The 19195-nt window shown below is 74.1% G+C and carries 9 protein-coding genes; 3 read left to right on the forward strand and 6 right to left on the reverse strand.

The genetic code is table 11. The features are described 5' to 3' along the window. Position 1 precedes the first annotated feature (1 nt). Together WME73_RS42010 and WME73_RS42015 are read left to right on the forward strand one after the other, a co-directional pair. Positions 2 to 1177, forward strand: coding sequence for a WD40/YVTN/BNR-like repeat-containing protein (locus WME73_RS42010; RefSeq protein ID WP_437913241.1), 1176 nt, complete (start codon positions 2 to 4; stop codon positions 1175 to 1177). Between the two features lie 290 nt (positions 1178 to 1467). Next, the gene (locus WME73_RS42015; RefSeq protein ID WP_437913243.1) at positions 1468 to 1899 is read left to right on the forward strand and encodes a nuclear transport factor 2 family protein; all 432 of its coding nucleotides are present in this window, start codon (positions 1468 to 1470) and stop codon (positions 1897 to 1899) included. Between the two features lie 8 nt (positions 1900 to 1907). Here WME73_RS42015 and WME73_RS42020 read toward each other — a convergent pair whose 3' ends face one another. The 4 genes from WME73_RS42020 to WME73_RS42035 form a co-directional block, all read right to left on the reverse strand. Next, positions 1908 to 3083 (reverse strand): serine hydrolase domain-containing protein, encoded by a 1176-nt coding sequence (locus tag WME73_RS42020; RefSeq protein ID WP_437913244.1) that lies wholly within the window; start codon positions 3081 to 3083, stop codon positions 1908 to 1910. Positions 3084 to 3300: 217 nt separating this feature from the next. Beyond that, complete coding sequence (locus tag WME73_RS42025; protein ID WP_437913246.1) at positions 3301 to 8685, reverse strand: hypothetical protein; 5385 nt, start codon at positions 8683 to 8685, stop codon at positions 3301 to 3303. A 251-nt stretch (positions 8686 to 8936) separates the two neighbouring features. After that, positions 8937 to 9761, reverse strand: coding sequence for a formylglycine-generating enzyme family protein (locus WME73_RS42030; protein WP_437853518.1), 825 nt, complete (start codon positions 9759 to 9761; stop codon positions 8937 to 8939). A gap of 50 nt (positions 9762 to 9811) precedes the next feature. Then, positions 9812 to 10900 (reverse strand): PEGA domain-containing protein, encoded by a 1089-nt coding sequence (locus WME73_RS42035; protein WP_437913247.1) that lies wholly within the window; start codon positions 10898 to 10900, stop codon positions 9812 to 9814. Between the two features lie 564 nt (positions 10901 to 11464). Between WME73_RS42035 and WME73_RS42040 the strand changes: the two genes are divergently transcribed. Continuing rightward, positions 11465 to 12802 carry an AAA family ATPase gene (locus WME73_RS42040; protein WP_437913248.1) on the forward strand — a complete coding sequence of 446 codons (1338 nt, stop codon included), beginning with the start codon at positions 11465 to 11467 and terminating at the stop codon, positions 12800 to 12802. 198 nt (positions 12803 to 13000) lie between these two features. On the opposite strand, the gene WME73_RS42045 is transcribed toward WME73_RS42040, so the two are convergent. Both WME73_RS42045 and WME73_RS42050 read right to left on the reverse strand, forming a co-directional pair. Then, positions 13001 to 15742 (reverse strand): hypothetical protein, encoded by a 2742-nt coding sequence (locus WME73_RS42045; RefSeq protein WP_437913249.1) that lies wholly within the window; start codon positions 15740 to 15742, stop codon positions 13001 to 13003. Continuing rightward, entirely contained in the window at positions 15739 to 19191 is a 3453-nt protein-coding gene (locus tag WME73_RS42050; protein WP_437913251.1) for a poly-gamma-glutamate biosynthesis protein PgsC/CapC, read from the reverse strand. Before WME73_RS42050 ends, WME73_RS42045 begins: the two co-directional genes overlap by 4 nt. Between the last annotated feature and the right edge of the window lie 4 nt (positions 19192 to 19195).

The raw sequence follows: 19195 nt of genomic DNA on the forward strand, positions 1-19195 counted from the left end.
AATGGCAAGCCGTATCCTGGTAGGCACGCGAAAAGGCACGTTTATCGTCGAAAAAAAGAACGGCTCGTGGAAGCCGCGCCTCGCGGGCCATGCCGGCGGCGGCGTCAACTATGTCGCGCGCGATCCCTACACGGGCAAGCTCTGGGCGCTGCTCGGCTTCGGCCATTGGGGGGCCAAGCTGTCCGTCTCGACGGATGAAGGCGAGACCTGGAATGACAACCCCGCCCAGATCAAATATCCCGAGGGCGCTCGCTACATCGGCCAGGACATGTACGAAGACGCCGGCAGCGACTTCGGCGTCGGCATCAAGATCGTCACGCGCCCGGCCACGGTGCAAAAGCTCTGGATCATCGGCTTCGGCCCGGGCGGCGCGGTCTACGTGGGCACCATTCCGGGTGGCTTGTTCGTCAGCCGCGACGGCGGCGGCTCCTTCGAGCTCAACCGGCCGCTCTGGAACCACGAGTCACGCGGCGGTGACCTGTTCACAGGCGAGGGCAAAGGCGAGACGAAATGGTTTGGCACGCCGGCCTCCGAGGGTGGCGAGTTCGCCCCGGGCATTCACTCCATCGTGGTGGACCCGCGTGACCCGAAGCGAATGCTCGTCGCCGTGTCGACGGCGGGCGTCATCGAAACAGCGGACGGTGGAGAGACCTGGCGACCGCGCAACAACGGCATGCAGCTCGATCACACGCCCGAACCAGACGCCGAGTGGGGCCACGACACGCATTACATCGAGCAATGCGAGGGCGATCCCGACCATGTCTGGCAGCAGAATCACGTTGGGATCTACTACAGCAGCGACGGCGCAAAGAGCTGGCGCAAGGTGAGCCGCCCAGAGCAAGGCGTGCATTTCGGCTTCCCCATCACAGCGGACGCGAGGGACGGACGCACGGCGTGGGTCGTCCCCGGTAAGTCGGACATGCAGCGAATCACCGTCGACGGCGCGCTCTTCGTGGCTCGCACGAAGGACGGCGGTGAGACCTGGGAGCAGCTCCGCAGGGGTTTGCCTCAAGAGCAAGCCTACGACGTCATCTACCGCCACGCGCTCGCCAACAAAGACGGCGCCGTGGCCTTCGGCACCACCACGGGCAATCTCTACGTGAGCGATGACGGCGGAGAGGGCTGGACGACCGTGGCCAATAACCTGCCGCCGATCTATTCAGTACGCATGGCGTGATAGGTTGCATGGAGGTCACGGGGCGCAAGCGAGCGGCGCCCCGGCCCGCGCCCGCACCGCCCTATCGACGCGACCGGCGCCGCCGCCGCGAGGGGCGGGGCACCGCTCCAGGTGGGGCAAGAAGCCAAGCCAGGGGCCTTTCACTCCTCCCTCAGGCTGCTTCGTTCAGGTGGCCCCCCTGGGTGCTTCGCTACGCGGAAGGCGCGATGGACCGCTGTTCCCACCCGTGAACGGCCACCAGGAATATCTATTGATAACAGTTTTCGACGATGGCAATGTCGACGGCATCCATGAAAACAGCGTTCATTCCCCTGGCGCTCGCCGGAGCGTTGTCCGCTTGTCAGCCCAATAGACCCGATAGTCCCGAAAAGCTGAAGGCAGTCATCGTGTCGTATTTCGACTGCGTCACCCGGAGGGACTTTGCACGAATGAAGACCTTGACGACGCCCGATTTCGTCATCTACGAGAACGGAAAGATCATCGACAACGACGGCCTGATCGAGATCATCAATGGATCCCCGATAACCAAAGCCACTTTTTCGTTGGATGACGTCAAGATCAACGTCGACAACAACTCAGGGAGCGTGGTCTACATCAACCATGGCAAGTTCGCGCAGAATGACGCGAGCACCATCACACGCGACTTTCTGGAGAGCGCGATCTTCAAGAAGGTTGGAAATGAGTGGAAGTTGCACTTTGTACATTCGACGGTCAAGAAATAGGCTCGAGTTCAATCGGCGCACATGAGCTGATCGATGATCTCGAAGGTGTCGACGATCGTGGCGTAACTGGCCTCGATGTCGTTGGTCGACGTCGACAGCGACATCACGACGACGCGCGAGCCGTCGTCGCTCGCGGCGTTCCGGGTCGAGTACCCGAGCGTGTCGCCGGCGTGGCTCCAGTATCCTCCACCGCAGCTGGTCGGGATCCACAGGATCCCGAGACCATAGCCGGAGCCAGGCGCGATCGAGTCGAAGGCCGGCGCCGGGACCGTGTCGCGGAGCTCCGCCATCTGCTCCGGATCGAGCAGCGAGCCTTCGCTCAGCGCCCGCCAGAATTTCGCGAGATCCGCGGTGGTCGTGACGAGGGAGCCGGCGGCGTCGGCGAAGCTCTGGTTCGCGATCGTGACGTCGATGAACGGCCCGCCGACCTCGTACTGCTGGTATGCCACGGCGTGCGGGGCAGGCAGATCCGTCTCGTCGCCGGGCTCGAACGTGCGGTCCAGGCCGAGCGGATCGAGGATGCGCGCCTCGACCTCCTCGCTCCAGTGATTTCCGGTGGCACGCTCGATGATCATGCCGGCGAGCACGTAGTTCGTGTTGGAGTAGGCCCACTGCGTCTCCGGATCGAAATTCGGCTTGTGTTCCATGGCGAGCGCAACGAGCTCTTCCGGTTCCATGTGGTCGAGCCGATGCTGCATGTACTCGTCGGCGGAGCGCAGCGCGGCCAGGCTCGGCTCGCCCTGACCGGTGTAATTGTAGAGGCCGGTCGTGTGCTGGAGCAGCTGGCGGATCGTGATCAGCGAGCCGTCATTGCCGTTGCCCGACACGACGCCGGGGAGCCACTGCTCGACCGTGTCGTCCAGCGACAGCGCTCCTTCTCCGGCGAGCTGCAGCGCCACGACGGCGACGAACGTCTTGGTGTTGCTCCCCATCCGGAAGTAGCTGTCGAAGTCGATCGGCTGATCGCCGCCGAGCTGCGCCACGCCGCTGCGGGCGAGGATCCGTCGGTCGCCGTCGAGCACCTCCGCATGCACGGCGACGATCCCGCCGGCGCGAATCTTGTCCACCCCTTGCTGGAGCAGCTCGTCGTAGGTGGTGTCGCCCTCCTCGGGAGCGCTGCTCGGGCAACCCAGGAGGAGCGACGCCATGCAGAAGAGCGGAATCGAGAGCTTGCCGAGTGTCATGCTCGTGCGTTCCCTCTCGACGTATTTCCGTTCAATGGTTCTTGCGATTTCGTCGATGTCGCACGATCGCACAGATTTGCGGCCCGCTTCCTCCCGCTGCAGGTGCCTGTGGCGGCCTGCACTACGAGCCGGTCAATTTGCGGTCAATTTGCGGGGGACGCGGCGCACGCGTCCTCCGGCGAGAGGGCGCGCGCCCGCGCCGGCAGGGCAGCCTGCTTCACGGCTCTTCCCACGAGGGCTCGACGGCCGGCCGCTCCCGCTCGACGCGCCCGCTCCCCTCCTCCTGCCGGTCGCGGAACGGCGTCGACGCCGGCGGAAAGTCGCGGAGGCCGCGGCGGGCGGTGTAGTCGTAGCGGAGGAAGACCAACCCCGAGAGGCGCGGCGAGGCGCGCGGCGAGGCCTCGGCCGGGCTCGGGACGTCGAACAGGAACGTCCCTTCCGCGCCGAGCGAGACGCGGTGCCCGCGCGCGAGCCAGCTCCAGAACGTGAGGCCCGCGGTGAACGCGTCGCGCAGGAAGGCCTCGTCGCGCGTCTCGTTCACCGGCCGGTAGCTCGCGAGCCAGCCGAGCTGGATCCACGGCCACAGCCCCCGGCCGGGGAGCAGGTCGAGGTCGAGCGTCGCGTCGATGCGGTCGAGCGCCGACGGCACCGGGCTCAGGCGCAGCGACGTGCCCGCCGTGACGAGCGCGTCGACGAACGGCCGGTACCGCAGGCGCGCCCCGAGCGAGGCCTGCGTGTCGTGCTCGGCGCCGTACGGCGTGTAGACGTCCTTGTCGGCGCCGACGAAGCCCCGCAGCGACTCGTCGAGCGCGAGCCACGTGAAGCCCGCCCACGGCGAGAGCGTGAGCCCGCCGAGCGGGATGGACCAGAACGCGCTCGCGCTCGCCCTGGCGCCCATGGCGTCGCTGGCGTCCGGCTGGAACACGACGCGGCCGCTCAGCGAACCGCCGGGAACCCAGCCGCTCGAGCTCAGGTCGAAGCGCGCCTCCGCGCCGAAGCTCTCCGGCCCGTCGCGCAGGCGGCCGAACCCCGCGGCCGCGATCCAGGCGCGCCGCTCGATCAGCTCGCGGTGCACGTCGAGGCCTAGCTCGAGGAAGCGGACCGGAAGACGGGAGTCCTCCTCGGCGAGCTCGCTGTCGACGAGGCGCGCGTAGCCGCCGACGGAGAGCGGCCCCGGGTCCGGGTCCTCTCCCACCGGGGGCGCCGGACGAAGCAGCTCGTCCGCGGGCGCGATCGGCGCGGGCAGCGGCGGCGGCGCGGGCGGCGGCACGCGGGGGCGGGGCGCGCCGTTCGCGACGGCGAGCTCGACGCGGAGCAGCGCCCGGCCGCCGGGCGAGGCGACGCGCAGCACATGCGGGCCCTCGGGGAGGACGGCGACGCGGGACTCGACCTCACCGCCGAGCCAGAAGAACGGCTCGCGCGTGACGCCCAGGCGGCGCGCGGCGCGGTCCTCGGAGGCGTCGAGCGCGAGGGTCCCCTCCTCCACCGCGCCGCCGCCGGCGTCGCCGCCGACACCGTCGAGCGGCGCCACCGAGAAGCGCAGCTGGCCGGAGGGCGCGGCCGCGGCGACCTCGGGATGGCAAGCCGGATCCCCGCCGTCCGCGGGCGCGGCGCGCGCGCGGGGCGACGCGCACTCGTAGGCGGCGCGGGCGCGGATGCGCACCACGGTCGGGCCGACGAACGCGAGCTCGAGGGGGCGCGCGGGGTCGATGTCGTTCCAGGTCGACAGGACGCGGCCCGAGAAGGGCTGCGCCGCGCCGGCCGCGGTCGCGCGGATCCAGCCGAGGACGCTCCGGTCCGCCGGAGGCCGCGCCTCGATGCGGTGGCTGCCCCGCGGCACCTGCACGACGCAGCGGTCGGCCATCGGCGCGGACGCCGCGGAGCACGCGACCGGCTCGCCGTCGAGCGCGATCGAGAACGCGCAGGGGGTCTCCTCGCGGTCGAGCGCCCGGCAGACGCCGTCGAGCACGATCGCGCCCGGCGCGGCGCGGTCGAGCCGGAACTCGGCGCGCGCGCCGTCGGTGATGAGGAGCGACGCCTCCGGCGCATCGACGAGCGCGCGCCGCACCCGCACGCGGAGCGGCAGATCGCGATCGGCCCTGGCCCGGATCTCGAGCGTGGCCGTGCCGGCCGTGGCGTCGGCGCGCGGCGGCACGGCCCAGCCGGTCACCGGGGCCAGCCGCGCGAGGGCGGCCGGCGGGAGCTGGACAGGCGGCGGCGCGGCGCCGGCGGGAGGAGCCACGGCCGGGCCCTGCGCGGCGCTCCCCGAGGCCGCGGGCGCGGCGCCTTGCTGGCCGGCGGAGGCCTCGCGGGCGGCCTCCTGGACGGCGAGCTCGGCGAGCACGAGGGCGCGCAGCGTGAGCCGTCGATCGGGCGCCGGGGCGGCGGAAGCCACGTCGGTGGCCAGGTTCGCGGCCCGGGCGAGCGCCGCGGCGGACCGGTGGGCGAGCCCGATCCGGGTGAAGGCGTCGGCGGCGAGCTGCACCTCGCTGGAGCGCTCGGCGAGGAGGCCGAGCAGCAGCGCGTCCGCGCCCGAGCTGTCGCCCGCGGGTCCCGCGAGCAGCGCGACGCCGCGCCGCGGGTCGCCGCTGGCGTGCGCGCCGCGCGCGGCCGCGAGGGGCGCGCGGTCGTCGGGCAGCGGGAGCGGCGGTACACGCGCGGGCAGGCCGAGCGGGACCGCCACCGGGCTGCCCGGCGGCAGCGAGAAGACGGTGCTCGGCGGCGCGCCCGCGGTCGACGCGCCGGGCAGATGCGCCGCGTCCCAGGGATCCTCCTCGGCGGGGCGGTCGAGCGCGGCGAGCGCCGGGAAGCCGAGGGCTTCGAGCGCCGCGGCGCGCTGCGCGTGGAGCGCGCCGCGGGCAGGTGAGGGCGCGGCGCGGAGGGCGCGCGTGGCGCCCCGGATCTGCTCGAGCGTACCGTCGACGGGCGCGCCGTCCGGCGGGCGCACCGGCCTGACGGCGCGCGGGGCGCCGGGCGCGGCGGGGTGCAGGCGCACCGAGGCGCGGAGCAGCGTCGGCGCATCGGTCTCGACGCGCAGCTCGTGCGCGCCGGCGGGGACCGGGACCTCGATCGAGCCCGTGGCGCCGGCGCGCACCCAGGCCTCGTGGACGGCGGCGCCAGCGCGCACGCGGAGCACGCGCGCGGGGCCGTCCGCCGGGGGCGGGGCGCCTCGCGCTCCGGGCGCCAGCGCCGCTGCTCGGGGCGCCGGCGCAGCGGCGCCTTGCGCTCCGGACGCCGGCGCAGCGGCGCCCTGCGCTCCGGATGCCAGCGCCGCCTCGCCCGCCACGGCGGGCGGCGCGATGACGACGCGGGCCAACGTGGCGCGCTCCGGGTCGGGGAGCGCGAAGGTCGCGGAGCCGTCGACCCAGGCCCACTGCACGATCTCGCGCAGCGACGCGCACGGCGCGCGCCCGCTGCGCGGGATGCGCGCGAGCACCGGCGGAGCGCCCGCCGGCCGCTGGAACGTGCGCGCCCCGGGCGCCACGGCGACGACCGACGTGAGCCCGGCGCCGCCGTGCACCGCGGCCGGCGCGCCGTCGATGAGCACCGGCGACTCGGGGACCACCTGGCTCGAGGCGCTCCGCAGGAGCACCCGCGCGTGGGCCCCCGGCGGCGCTTCGACGTCGATCTGCGCGCGCGCGGCGTCGAGGAGCGTCCAGCGGAGCCCGGACTCCGCGTCCACCTCGCAGAGGCCGTCCGCGGCGGCGCGCCCCGGTGTGCCGCCTCCCGCCGGCGGCAGCGCGTCGCGAGGCGTCGCGATCGCGCTCCACGCGGCCACGCCCTCGGGGATGTCGAGCGCGTCCCACGGGGCCTCGCGCGCCCAGGCGGTGCGCGCGAGCGGCGCCGCGCTCTCGACGTCGCCATGGGCGAGCGCGTAACGCTCCGCGAGCGGCGCCCCCGCTGGCCGGCGGCCATCGCGCGGCGGCGACATCGCCGCGCCCAGCGCGGACACGGCCGCGACGTCGTCCGGGTGCGCGCGGCCTCCGGCGGGCTCACGCGGCGCCGCGGCCCCGGGCTGAGCGGGCCCGGACCAGGGCGCGTCCGCGGGGCCCGGCTCCGCGTGCGCGGCGGCGAGCCGCGCGAGGATGGCGCGCTGGAGCGACGTGGCGCCCGCCGCCGCGCGGCCCTGCGCCGCCGCATCACCTTGCGCCGCGACCGACGCCTGCGCCGCCGTGTAGGCTTGCGCCGCGCGCGCGAACGCCGCGCCGGAGGAGGGCGCCCACCGCACCGACTCGGCGAGGAGGAGCGCCCGGAGCGGCGGCGGCACGGCCGGCCGCGCGGCGAGGTCGAGCGCGGCCTTCGCGGCGTCCGGCGCGGCGGCCCGGTCTGCGGCGGCGAGGAGCCGCGGCGCCTCGGCGTGGACCGGCGCGCGATCGCCGTCGCCGGCCTGATCGCGCCGCGCCGCGCGATCGAGCAGGGCGGCGCGGTCGCGCTGCGGCGCGAGGAGCTCGGCGACGCCGGCGCGTTGCTGGTAGCCGCCGGCGGCGACGGCGAGCTCCCCCTCGACGACGTCGACGGTCACCGCGCGCGCATCGACCGGCAGCGGCACCCGGATCCACCGCGGCTCGCTCCAGCGCGCGGCGTCCGCGAGGCGCGACCCGGTGCGAACGACGAGCTCCCGGACGACGGCGCCGCCAGCGCGCACCACGACGCGCGTGGTCCCGTAGGTGCGCGCCCGGAGGGCGATGCGCAGCACGTCCGCGCCGGGCGCGCGGAGCTCGAGCCGCGCCCCGGCGCCGAGCGAGCGCCATGGCGTGGCGCGCTCGACGGCCGGGAGATCGGGGCTTTCGCGGCCTCCGTGCAGCTCGACGCCGCGCGCCACGAAGTACGGCTCGACGAGCGGCCGGAGGAGCAGCGACTCCTCGAGATAGCGCGCGGTGAGCCATGCGGCCGCGGCCGGGGCGAGGCGCGCGGCGGCCGGGTCGAAGCGCGCGGAGGGCGCGCCCGCCGCGGCCGGGGCGGAGAGCGCCGCGCGCGCGGCGTCGACCCAGCGGAGCAGCGCGCCTGCCTCGCCTGGCGCGGTGGCCGGCGCGGGCGCGCGGCCGCCGAGCCATGCGGCGACGTCCTCGTCGAGGCGGTACCAGGCCAGCGGCGCGCGCTCCCGTGCGGCGACCCGCACGGCGACCGGCGTGCCCCCGGCGCCGCGCGTGGCGGCCGCGCGCACGACGACGAAGCGCGCGCTCGACCACGTCGGCGCCGCGAAGTCACGCGCGCCGGCCCTGACGGGAGGCAGCGGCATCCAGGTGATCACATCGGGCACGCTCCCGACGCCGGAGCCGAGGCCGATCCCCGCGACGTCGCCGCGCACTTCCAGCCGGTCACCTGGCTCCACGGGCACGAGGAGCAGCTGCCCCGCGGCGAGCGCGACGGGCCCGGCTGCGACGGGCTCGGCGCGCGCCGCGTCCGGAGCGGGAGCGCCCTGCTGCGGGCCGTTGCTCCACGGCGCGACGCGGACGCTCTCGGGCGCCACCCAGGCGAGCGGCTCAGCGGCGGCGGCTTGGCGGACGCCCGGGGCGCCGTGGGCGACGCCGAAGGCGAGCACGAGCGCCGCGGCGAGCAGCGCGCGGCGGGCGGCGGCCCCGGGGAAGGCGTCGAGATCCACGGCGATTACCCTTGCACCATGCCCACTTACGCCCCGCGCCGTGACCTACCGGGCTACCCGATTTCCGGGTTCGAGCGCAAGCACGCGATCGGCGAGGGGGCCTGCGTTCCCGGGCACCGGTCCGACCGCCCGCAGGACCGGAAACGCTCCCGGCCGACCGGTCCTACCGCTCCGGCGCACCGGAAACGGTTCCTGAAAGCCATCGAGTCGACGGCACCACAGGCCTCGGCGCCACCGTCGTGTCGCCGCCCCTACTCGTCCCGCGCGCAGCGGAAACCGTAGAAAGACAGCGTCCTCTCCGGCAGCTCGCCGATACGGTACGTCGGACTGAGCGTCTCCTCGGTGTGGGAGAACGCCCCTCCGCGGGAGCCCCTTCCGAAGCCTCCGTCGGTCAGCGCCGCGCAGTTGGTGCACGTCCCCGTCAGATCGGCGTGGTAATCGAGGACCCACTCGAACAAGCTGCCCGCCAGGTCGGCTTGTCCCCATTTCCCGTCGCCCGCAGGGGATTTCGACCCGACGGACGGGATCGGGCACACCGTCGTCGTGGAGTCGCAGCCGAACACCGCCAGATCCTGGCTCGGGGCCTCGTCTCCCCACGGATAGGCGCGGTGCTCGTTCCCCCCGACCGCGGCGTAGTTCCACTCCGCCTCCGTGGGCAGCCGGCCCTCGTCCCATGCACAGAACGCGAACGCGAGATACCAGCTCACGCAGTTGATCGGCGCCGCCTCATTGCCGGCGGGCTCATCGGTCCACGTCCGGAAGTTGGCGTCGCATTGCAGCGAGGCCCGCAGCTCGTCCTGCCCCGCGGGCAAGCTCGCATCCCACGCCGGGTCCCAGCCGCTGCCCTCGATGAGCGGATGAGCGCCCGCCCCCGCCTTCGGCCTAGTCGCCGGGTAGCCCGCGACGAACTGCCGGAACCGGCCCACCGTCGCCTCGAAGCGATCGAGCTGGAAGTCGGCCACGGTGGCCGGATAACGCGCGTCGTTCAGGCGGTTGAACTGGCCGCCCACCACCACGCCCTCCGTGGGCTCCACGTCAGGGATGCACGCGCCCGCCGCGACCAGCGGGATCGCCATCGCTGAGAGAGCCCTGAAGAACACCACGCGTCTTGTCTCGCCCGTTCGCATCAGAAGCTCCCGGAGATGCTGGCGCCAGCGCCGGACGGCGCGATCCACGGGAGCGCGACGGCCGCCGGCGCCTCTTCGCCGCCCGACCGGACGATCCCATAGACCGCCGCCCCCACCGCGACGAGGCCCGTGGCGCCGAGGCCGACGAAGAGGCCGAAATCGCGGTTCTTGCGCGCATTGTCGGCCGCGAAATCATAGCCCGGGTCGCAGTACGTCCCGCCGGCGACATCGCGGCAGTTCTCGCGCAATGCGCTGATCGCGGAGAGGTCGTCGATCAGGAACCCGACCGACGCGCCGGCGAGGGCGATCCCGGCGGCTCCGGAGATCCAGGCCCAGGTCGGGGTGCCCCCGCCTCGCGCTTCGTTCGCCTTGGTGGGCGGCGTCGCGGCGCTGGCCGCGGCCGCAGCCGCCGGTCGCAGCGTGAGCTCGACCGTCGTCGTCTCGCCCTCTGCAAGCGTGATCGAGCGGGTCTCTGCCTGGTGCCCGGGGGCGCTCGCGCGGATCTCGTGCGGGCCGGGATCGACCGGCAGGGGCTCTCCGAGCGCGGCCGCCGGGAGCGCCGTGCCGTCGCGCAGCACCTCCATGCCGGCGGGCGCGCCCTTGACCACGATCACGAGCTTCGGCACGCGCGGCTCGAGGGCCGCGATCCCCTTGTTGGCGACCTCCTCCAGGCTTCGTCGCCGCTGCTCCCCGGCCGTCTCGCGGTTCAGGACGAGGGCCCGGTGGTAATCGTGCCAGGCCGTCGCGAGCTTGCCCTCGCGCTCGCGGCAACGCGCGATGTTGATCTGGGTGCTCGCCGAGGGGTTGAGCGCGAGGCTCGCCTCGAACTTCGGGCACCCCGCCGCGTCGTCCCCCTTGTCGACGAGCGCCCGCGCGGCCTTGAAGAGCGCCTCCGCGGCCACCGGGTCGCGCGCGGACTCCTGCGCGTGCGCCGCCGCGCCGCCGAGCGCGACCGCGACCGCAGACGCGAGGCCGGCGAAGGCGCGCGCGCCTCGCGCGCGGCTGGCGCCACGACAGGTGTCGGCGAGGCGAAGGATGGGCACCGCAACAAGGCATTTCCCGAGCGGGCTCGTCGTCGTTTCCGCCATGTGTGCTCGTTCCGCTGCAGCGAGCCGCGGGGGCGCGCGGGGAGACCCTACAACAAAAAGGGCCGCACGACCAACCCATCAATGAGCGAGCGCATGGTTCGGCTTGAAGAGAAGAGCCCCTCCCGAGGTCATCCGCACCGCTCGACGTAGCTCCCACGTAGCTGTGCGGCGCGCGGTGCGTGTACACCGGGAAGCGACGGACTGCGGCAGCTGCGGCGATGTCGACAACGGAGGCGTGTGCAAGGCGGCACTGTGCCAGTGCCTTCCCGTCGGCGATAAACCCTTTCGGGTGACCTATTTGGCTGCACACCGGCAGGGATCACCCGCCGGAAGAACGCCTGGCCATCTGCTGCGAGCAGCCGCCGGCCGAGTGCTCCGTCGACGCGGTTGCTCTCGGCAGGCCGGTCGCACGCCCTTGAGCCGGGTGCCGGCTCAGCTTGACTTCGGCGACACCGCACCGGCAAGAGCCGCTGGCGCCGCCCACTTCGCATGGCCGGCTCAGCCCCGAGAACCGCTGGCCCGCGGGACTCATGTGCTGTAGGCTCTGCCACAAGGGCGCCGGAGATGATCACCCGCATCGAGATAGACGGGTTCAAGTCTTTTCAGGGCTTCGCCCTCGATCTCGAGCCGCTCTCCGTTCTGATCGGCCCGAACGGAGCCGGAAAATCGAACCTGCTCGACGCGCTCTCGCTGCTTGCGCGGCTCGCGGGCAGCCCGCTCGCCGCAGCCGTCGGAGAGGGGAGAGGGCGCATCCGCGAGCAGTTCCGTCGCCGGGACGAAGAGCCGACCACGACGGTCGAACGCGGCTTCGGTGCCCTCGCCAGCATGGCGCTCGCGATCGAGGTGCTCCTGCCGCGTTCCGCGGTGAGGGTCGGCCTGCGCGACGTACCGCTCCAGGCGACGCGGCTCCGTTATGAGGTGAACATCGAGCTTCAGCAGCTCAGCTCCATGAGAGAGCGTCTGACGGTCGTTCGCGAGGTGCTGCAGTCGATGACGTCGGATGAGGATACATGGCTGAGGCGCCATCCAGCCTTTGCGTCGCGCCTACGCCATGGAGATGGCGGCGCGCTCGTGGAGTACGAGCGGGCTCTGACCGTGGCGGATCCGAGCGCGTCCCAGTTCTCGATGACAGCGACCGTGCAGTACGTTCCCGAGGCAACGTTTCTCTCGGAGCCGGAGATGCAGGCTCGCTCGCCGCACCTGCGCGCCGTCGCCGAGGAGCTCAGCGGCCTGCGCGTCCTGCACCTGGAAGCCCAACGGATCCGCGAGCCGAGCGAGCCTGGCGCACCAGCGAGGCTCTCAACGGACGGCGCCAACCTGGCGGCTACGCTGGCGGCGCAGAGCCCCGGCGCGATCGCCGAGATCCGGGCGGACGTTGCGAGCCTCGTACCTGGAGTCCGCACCTTCGAGGTCGTCGTCGAGGGCGACACGCTCGTCGTGCAGATGGAAACGTCCGATGGCCAGCGCCTCCCCTCGCGTGTCCTCTCCGACGGGACGCTGCGCATCCTGGCGCTCTCGACAGCGCTCCGTGCAGACGCCTCGAGCGCGTTGATCGCGATCGAAGAGCCGGAGAACGGGCTCCACCCTGCGCGCGTACGGACGCTCATCGAGCGGATCCTGGAGGCGACGCAGCGCCCCGTCGCCAGCGACACCGAATCGGCTGCCGCTGGCACTGCGCAGGTGCTGATCACCAGCCACTCTCCAGTCGTCCTCGCGGCCCTGATGGATCACCCGGAGTGCATCATGGCGCTCGACCTGGTACGGCTGGGCAGCGGGCTCCGGCATACACGGGTACGCAGGGTTGCGCCTGTCGGTGTCATCGATCGCGAACGGTACATCTCCACAGCAGAGCTCCGGCGCATCCTGGAGACAGCCAGCCCCGCGGAGCTCGCGGAGGCATGACGTATCTGTGTGCAGGGCTCTTCGCCGAGGGGAAAACCGACTATGCGTTGCTACTCTGATCGAGCCACGAGCGGTACGACAGCGCCACTGCCGAGGTCCCTGGAAGACGCACTCTCCAGGTCGCCTTGAACGTAGCGCCCCGTGCGCGGCGCCTCACGGGGTGCGGCAGCCGAGCGCTACGGCGCCCCCCGCTCCTCCTCACGGATCGTCCTCCACCCACAGCCTCGGCCCGTCGTCCCGCCCCGGCGCCTTCTGCCCGACCAGCACCGCCCCGACCCAGACCGCCTTCGCCGGCTCCCCCGTATCGCCCGGCTGCGCCCCCAGCAGCGACAGCCGCACCGCGCGCTCCCCCGGCGCCAGGTCGTCGCCCAGCCGGATCACCGCGCGCCCCACCCCGTCCGTGCCACGCTTCTCCGTCGCCGCCTCCCACAGCGTCGCGCGCGTCAGGTCGCCGCCGCGGCCCGCCAGCACGCCGTCCGGGATCGTCACCCGCCGGAAGAACGCCGCCTCCCGCGACGCCGGCTTCGCCCCCTCGAGCCGGTACCGGATCCGGTAGTCCGCGTTCTCCCCGGGCGTCACCACGAACAGCACCAGGTGCAGCGTCTCGCCCGCCTCCTGCTCGAACTCGTACGTCATCGGCCGGCCGCGCGTCAGCTCGAACACGTCGCGCCGGCGCACGATCGCCCCGCCGTTCGCCGGCGGCGCGTCCGTGTACGCCACCCCCGTCTCGCCCAGCCCCTCGACCTCGACCCGCCGCGCGCCCGCCGGCGCCGCCACCCGCAGCGACCCCGACAGCGCCACGATCGGCTCCTTCAGCGCCACCTCGCCGTCCACGCGCACCGCCACCTCCTTGCCCAGCGACGCGCGCGCGGCCCGGTAGATCACCGACAGCCGCCCGGCCCGCGCCCCCGCCCCGTCCACCCGCACGTCCTTCGCCACGAGCAGCGGCGTCCACGCGTCGCCCGGCGACGGCTCCCCCGCCGACTGCCACGCCGGCATCAGCAGCCGCCGGCGCACCGGCGCGTGCTCCGGGACGAGCACCCGCTCCGGCCGATCCGCGTTCGACCTCGCGCCCTCCCCCGCCCGCTCGATCCGCACCTGCTCGCGCAGATCCGAGAAGCGCTCCTTCCGCTCCAGATCGTCGAGGTTGAACGCCCGGACGTCCGTCCACGTGCTCACGTCGAACGGCGCGTAGCGCCACGTCTCGTCCTCGGCCAGCGTGACCCGGTACGGCAGCCGGTACAGCGTCTCGTTCACGCCCGGCTCGATCGCGCGCAGCCGCAGGCGCGTCCTCGCGTCGCCCGTGATCTCGATCCGCTCCACCCCCGCCGGCGGCCGGAGGATCGCGAGCCGCGGCTCGGACGCGTCGAACCCCTCGTTCCACCACTCGAACCGCGATCGCGGGAGCGTCACCTTGAGCTCGGCCCGCTCCGACGGCCCAGGACCCCACCGCGCCACCACCGTCGCGTCGCCCTGGTTCGCGCCCCCGCTCGCGTCGAGCTCCGTCCGGATCAGCAGCCCGAGGAGCTCTTGCCCGGGCGCCATCCGCGCGATCACCGGGTCGCTCGGATCCAGCGCCAGGTAGCGCACGATCCGCACGTCCGGCGGCGTCTGCAGCCGCGCCGGAGCCGCTTCCGCTCGCGCCGCGGACGGCTCCGCGGCGGCCCCCGGCGGGAGCGCCCCCGGCGCGGCGCCGGGGCCGCCCGCGCCCGCGGGCGACGGCATCGCCGGGTGGACGATCTCGCCGATCTGCTGCATCGCCTGCGCCTCCGGCGCGCCGAACCGCACGCCGAAATCCGGGCCGACGCCGTCGATCACCACCGTCCGGATGTCCTCCCGCAGGAGCCGCACCGTGGCCCTCCCGAGCGGGCCGAGCTCGACGCTCGCGGACCCGCTCGCGCCGTCGGCGACCCGCACCGTGCGGCCCGGCGGGCCCTCGATGTCGAGCGACAGCGGGCCGCGGAAGTTCAGCGCGGCCGCGCGGCGCTCGCCGATCCCGAACTCGGACGCGCCGCGCCCCTCGGCGCGCGGGTACGGCATCCGGAACCGCCGCAAGAGCAGGCGCGACATCTCGTAATCGATCCCCTCGCGGCCCCCCGCCTCGAGCCGCCGCGCCCAGCCCCGGAGCAGCTCCTTCCGCGCCGGCTCCGGCAGGTCGGCGAAGCCGAGCGCCGACGCCCGGAGCCCGAGCTGCCGCCGCTCCTCCGCGTCGAGGCTCTGCTCGTAGACGGCGCGCGACGCCTCGCTGCGCTGGTAGCGCCCCTCCAGCCGGGACAGGATCGTCAGCTCGCTCGGCACGCGCGCGCCGTCGCCGCCGTCGCTCCCCACCGCGGGCTTCGCCCGGAGCCGCACCTGCCCGCCCTGCGGGAGCACGTCGTGCGTGATGAGCAGCGTCGAGCGCGGGTCCGTCACCGCGCCCCCGCCGCTCGCGAGCCGCGCCGCGTACTCGCCCTCGCCGAGCGGACGATCCGGATCGCAGCTGACCCGGCTCTCCAGATCGATCGCGTGCCGCGCGACCTCCTCCCCGCGCTCGTTCACGAACGCCGCGACGAACCCGTACGGGTAGCGCCTCGCCGAGTCGCAGGCGTCGACCCTCACGCTCCCCCAGGTCGTCACCTCCACCGCGTCGATCTCGGCCGGGACCTTGATCACGAGGTCCCGCTCCGGCTCGATGTGGTAGGCGAGGATCTCGTCCTCGGCCGGCAGCGCGCTGCCCAGCGGCGGCGCGCTCGACAGCTGCGAGAGCGCGAACGCCGTCACCCCGAGCAGCGCCATCGCGATCAGCCACCGCGGGTTCAGCGCCCTGCGCGGCGCGCCGTCGCGGGCGCGGAACCCCGCCGTCGCCAGGCGCGCCCGCGACGGCGGCCGCGCCGCGTGGGAGCGCGGCGGCGCGGGCGCCGCGCGACCCGCCGGCTCGCGGCGCTTCGCCGGGGCGGTCACGGGGCCCCCCGCTGCGGCGCCGCCCCGGGCCCGGCCGCATCGACCCGGAGCGCGCTCGTGCCGACGGTGACCGCGCGCCGCAGCCGCGAACCGCCGGGCACGGCCGCGCCCGGCACCGCGACGAGCGCGCCGTCGATCGGCAGCAGCTGCGCCTCCCCCGGCCGCGCCGCGATGACCCACGGGCGCCCCGTGATCACGTCGCGCCCGATCTCCACATGGCACTGCGCCTCGCGCCGCGGCGCGGCCGGCGCGCTCCCACGCAGCGCGGCCGCCGCCGCGGCGCGCGCCGCGGCCGCCAGCCCTGCCCGAGGCACAACCGCCACCGCTGCCCGCGACGCGTCCGACCCGGCCCGCGTCGCGTCCGCCACCGCTGCCCGCGGCGCGTCCGCCTTCGCCGGCCCGGCCGTCGGCGTCGCCTGCGTCGCGAAGTGCGCCCTCAGGTAATACGGGTTCCGCTCGGTCGTGTAGCGCCGGAAGGGCTCTATCGCAGCGGAGAGATCGCACGCTGCGGTCACACCCCGGGTCGGGCAGAGCTCGTCCCCGCTCGCTCCTGCGCCGGCGCTCCCCGCGCACGACGCGAGCGCCTGAGCCCGCGCGGCCACGTCGATCGGCTCGGGCGTCACGCCGAGCCGCGCGAGCCGCGCCTCGAGGCGCGTCTCCCCCTGCCCCGGCTCGACGAAGCGCCGGAGCTCGAAGAAGCGCCGGATCGCGCTGCCCAGGTACACGATCGCGAACCGCCCCTCGGCGAACCGCTTCGCGTAGGCCATCGCCATGTCCGTCGCGCCGCTGAACGGCACCTGCTCGCGCGTGCCGTCGAAGATCCCCACGCGCAGCTCGAGATCGCGCAGCGTCTCCAGCAGCGGCCCCGCGAACGTCGGCACGTGCCCCGGCCGCACGACCTCGTACCCGAACGAGATCACCGCGTCCCGCTCGTAGGTCCGATCCGCCTCGATCGCCTGCACCGACAGCGCGTTGCCGCCGTCCCCGACCCAGACCTCGTGCGCCCGCTGGAAGTAGCTGCGCAGCCCCTCGGCGCGCCGCACGTCGGCGGCCCCGCTCGGCTCCGCCGTGGGCACCGCCCCGGCGAGCAGCAGCGACTGCGCCGAGAGCGCGTCGGCGAGCGCGAGCCCCGCGCCGAACGCCCCGATCTGCCACCGCGGCGCGGGCACCTCGACGAGCATCGCGCCCGTCAGCGGCGACCTGACCGCCTCCGTCGAGGGCGCCGCGGGCAAGATGGCGCTCGTCGACGCCGCTGGCGGCGACGCCGACGCATGAGCCAGCACGAGCCACGCCGGGTTCCCGCGCCGCTCCGGGCCTCCCTCGGCCGGCCCCGGCTCCGCGATGCCCCACGCCGCCGGCGCCGCGTCGGTGCCGCCGATGCGCACCTCGCGGAAGCCGAGGCGCCCGAGGATCGCCCGCTCCCACGCGGTCGGCGGCGCCGCGCCGGACGCGCCGCCGGGGCGCGTCGCCGCCGCGATCAGCCGCGGCGCCACCACGGCGTCGAACAGCCTGAGCTCCTCGAGCGACGGCGGGCGGAAGCGGCCCGGCTGGACCTCCGTCAACGACACCATCCGCTTCGCGAGCTCCTCCTCGAGCGTCCCGGTCCAGCGCACGGCCTCCGGCGCGCCGAGAGAGCGCGCGCCGACCGCCTCGGCGACCTCGCGCGGCACGTGCAAGCGCGGCGCGTCGCCGAGGGGCGTGGACGGCTCCGCCGCCGGGCGGAACGTCATCGCCGTCTCGGCGCCGAGCCCCAGGCCGATCGACACAACGGGCAGCCCCGCCGGCGAGCCGACCACGCTGAGCTCCGGCCCGTCGCCGCCGCCCGGCTCGACGAGGAGCACCTGGGGGTTCTCCATGGCGTCGATCATCGCGGCCACGAACGCCTCGTCGTGGCGCCGGAGCGCCCCGTGGCGCGACAGGAGCACGACCCCCGCCGCGTCGAGCAGCTCCGCGACCCGAAGCGCCACCGCCGGCAGCGCCGAGCCGAGCTCGGTGGGCGCGGCCAGCACCAGCCACTCGGGCGCGGACGTCGGGCTCCGGCCGACGCGCTTGCGGATCGCCGCCCGCGGCGCGCTCGGCGTGTCGTCCGGATCGTCGAACCGCGGGCTCAGCACGTACCACGGCCGCTCGCCGTCGCCCTCCCGCGCCACCGACACCCGCGCGCGCTCGGCCGCGCCGAGCAGCTCGTCCGCCGGCCGCCCGTCGCGCAGCACGCTGCGCGCGAGCCGGTGGGCGATCCGCCGCGACTCGATGTCGGCGGCGATCGCGGCCGCCCTCGGGCGCGGGCCGGGCCGGGGCGCCGTGTCCGCCAGCACGAGCGACAGCGCGGCGCTCTCGATGCGCGGCAGCGGCCTCGCCGCGGCCGCGGGCGGCGGCGGCGCGCCGCCCCAGCCGAGCGCCACGAGCGCGTAGCCGACGCCGTTGCCGACGAGGAACGCGGTGAGCGACACCTGGATCGTCGGCATGATCACGATGCCGACGTGCTCCTTGTTCCACATCTTCACGGCGAGCAGGCTCGGGAGCAGGTAACCGAAGCCGAAGTAGTCGACCATCTGCAGCCCCGGCGCGTACCGCACCATGGCGAAGCCGATCGCCATCTTCACGAAAAAGCCGAGCAGGTACACGAAGATCATCCGCCGCGGCCCCACGAGCAGCATCCGCGAGAACGGGCGGACCGAGGTGATCCAGCGCGAGAGGTAGAAGACGACCAGCGCCTCGATCGTCGTCGTGAGCAGCTTCGTCGGCTCGTACCACGCCACGGCGAGCAGGCCGGGCACGAGGATGCCGTTGTAGTCCCACCCGTAGCGGACGTTGTTGCGCGCGCCGAGCAGCGCGCCGATGACCAGGATGATGTGGGCCTTCGGCAGCTCGAGGAACTCGAGCGACAGGCTCTCGTTGAGCACCTGGAAGCGCGAGACCGAGAGGTTCGTCGTCCGGAGCAGCACGCCGAGCACGAGCGCCGTCAGCGCCGTGACGAGCGCGAGCCGCGGCGCCGCGCGCAGGAGGCCGCTGTTCCAGAAGGCGTTCGCGATGAGCGGCACCAGCACGAGCCCGATGCTGTAGAGCTCCCGCGAGTGCACGAAGTCGTAGCGCGCCGAGACCTCGGGCACGACGAAGCCCTCGACGAAGAGCCGCACGATCACCGCGCCGACGATGAACAGGTAGAACCGCTCGCGCCCGAACGCCGTGGACCACGCGCCCGTCCGGGTGATCCAGCGGCCGATCAGCGCGACGAACAGGTACGTCACGATCGACTCCGCGACGATGAACACCGCGGTGACCGGGGCCGCGAAGAACACCGTCGCGAGGTAGCCGGGCACGACGAGCCCCGCGTACGTCCAGCCGAGCGTCTCGGTGAAGAACGTCCCGAAGACGAGGCCGATCAGGACCGCGGTGTGGAGGCTCCGATCGAGCCCGTTCGGTGGAAAGAGCGGCAGGTTCTCGAGCATGCGG

Source organism: Sorangium sp. So ce302 (assembly GCF_051530145.1).
GTDB classification, from domain to species: domain Bacteria; phylum Myxococcota_A; class Polyangia; order Polyangiales; family Polyangiaceae; genus Sorangium; species Sorangium cellulosum_B.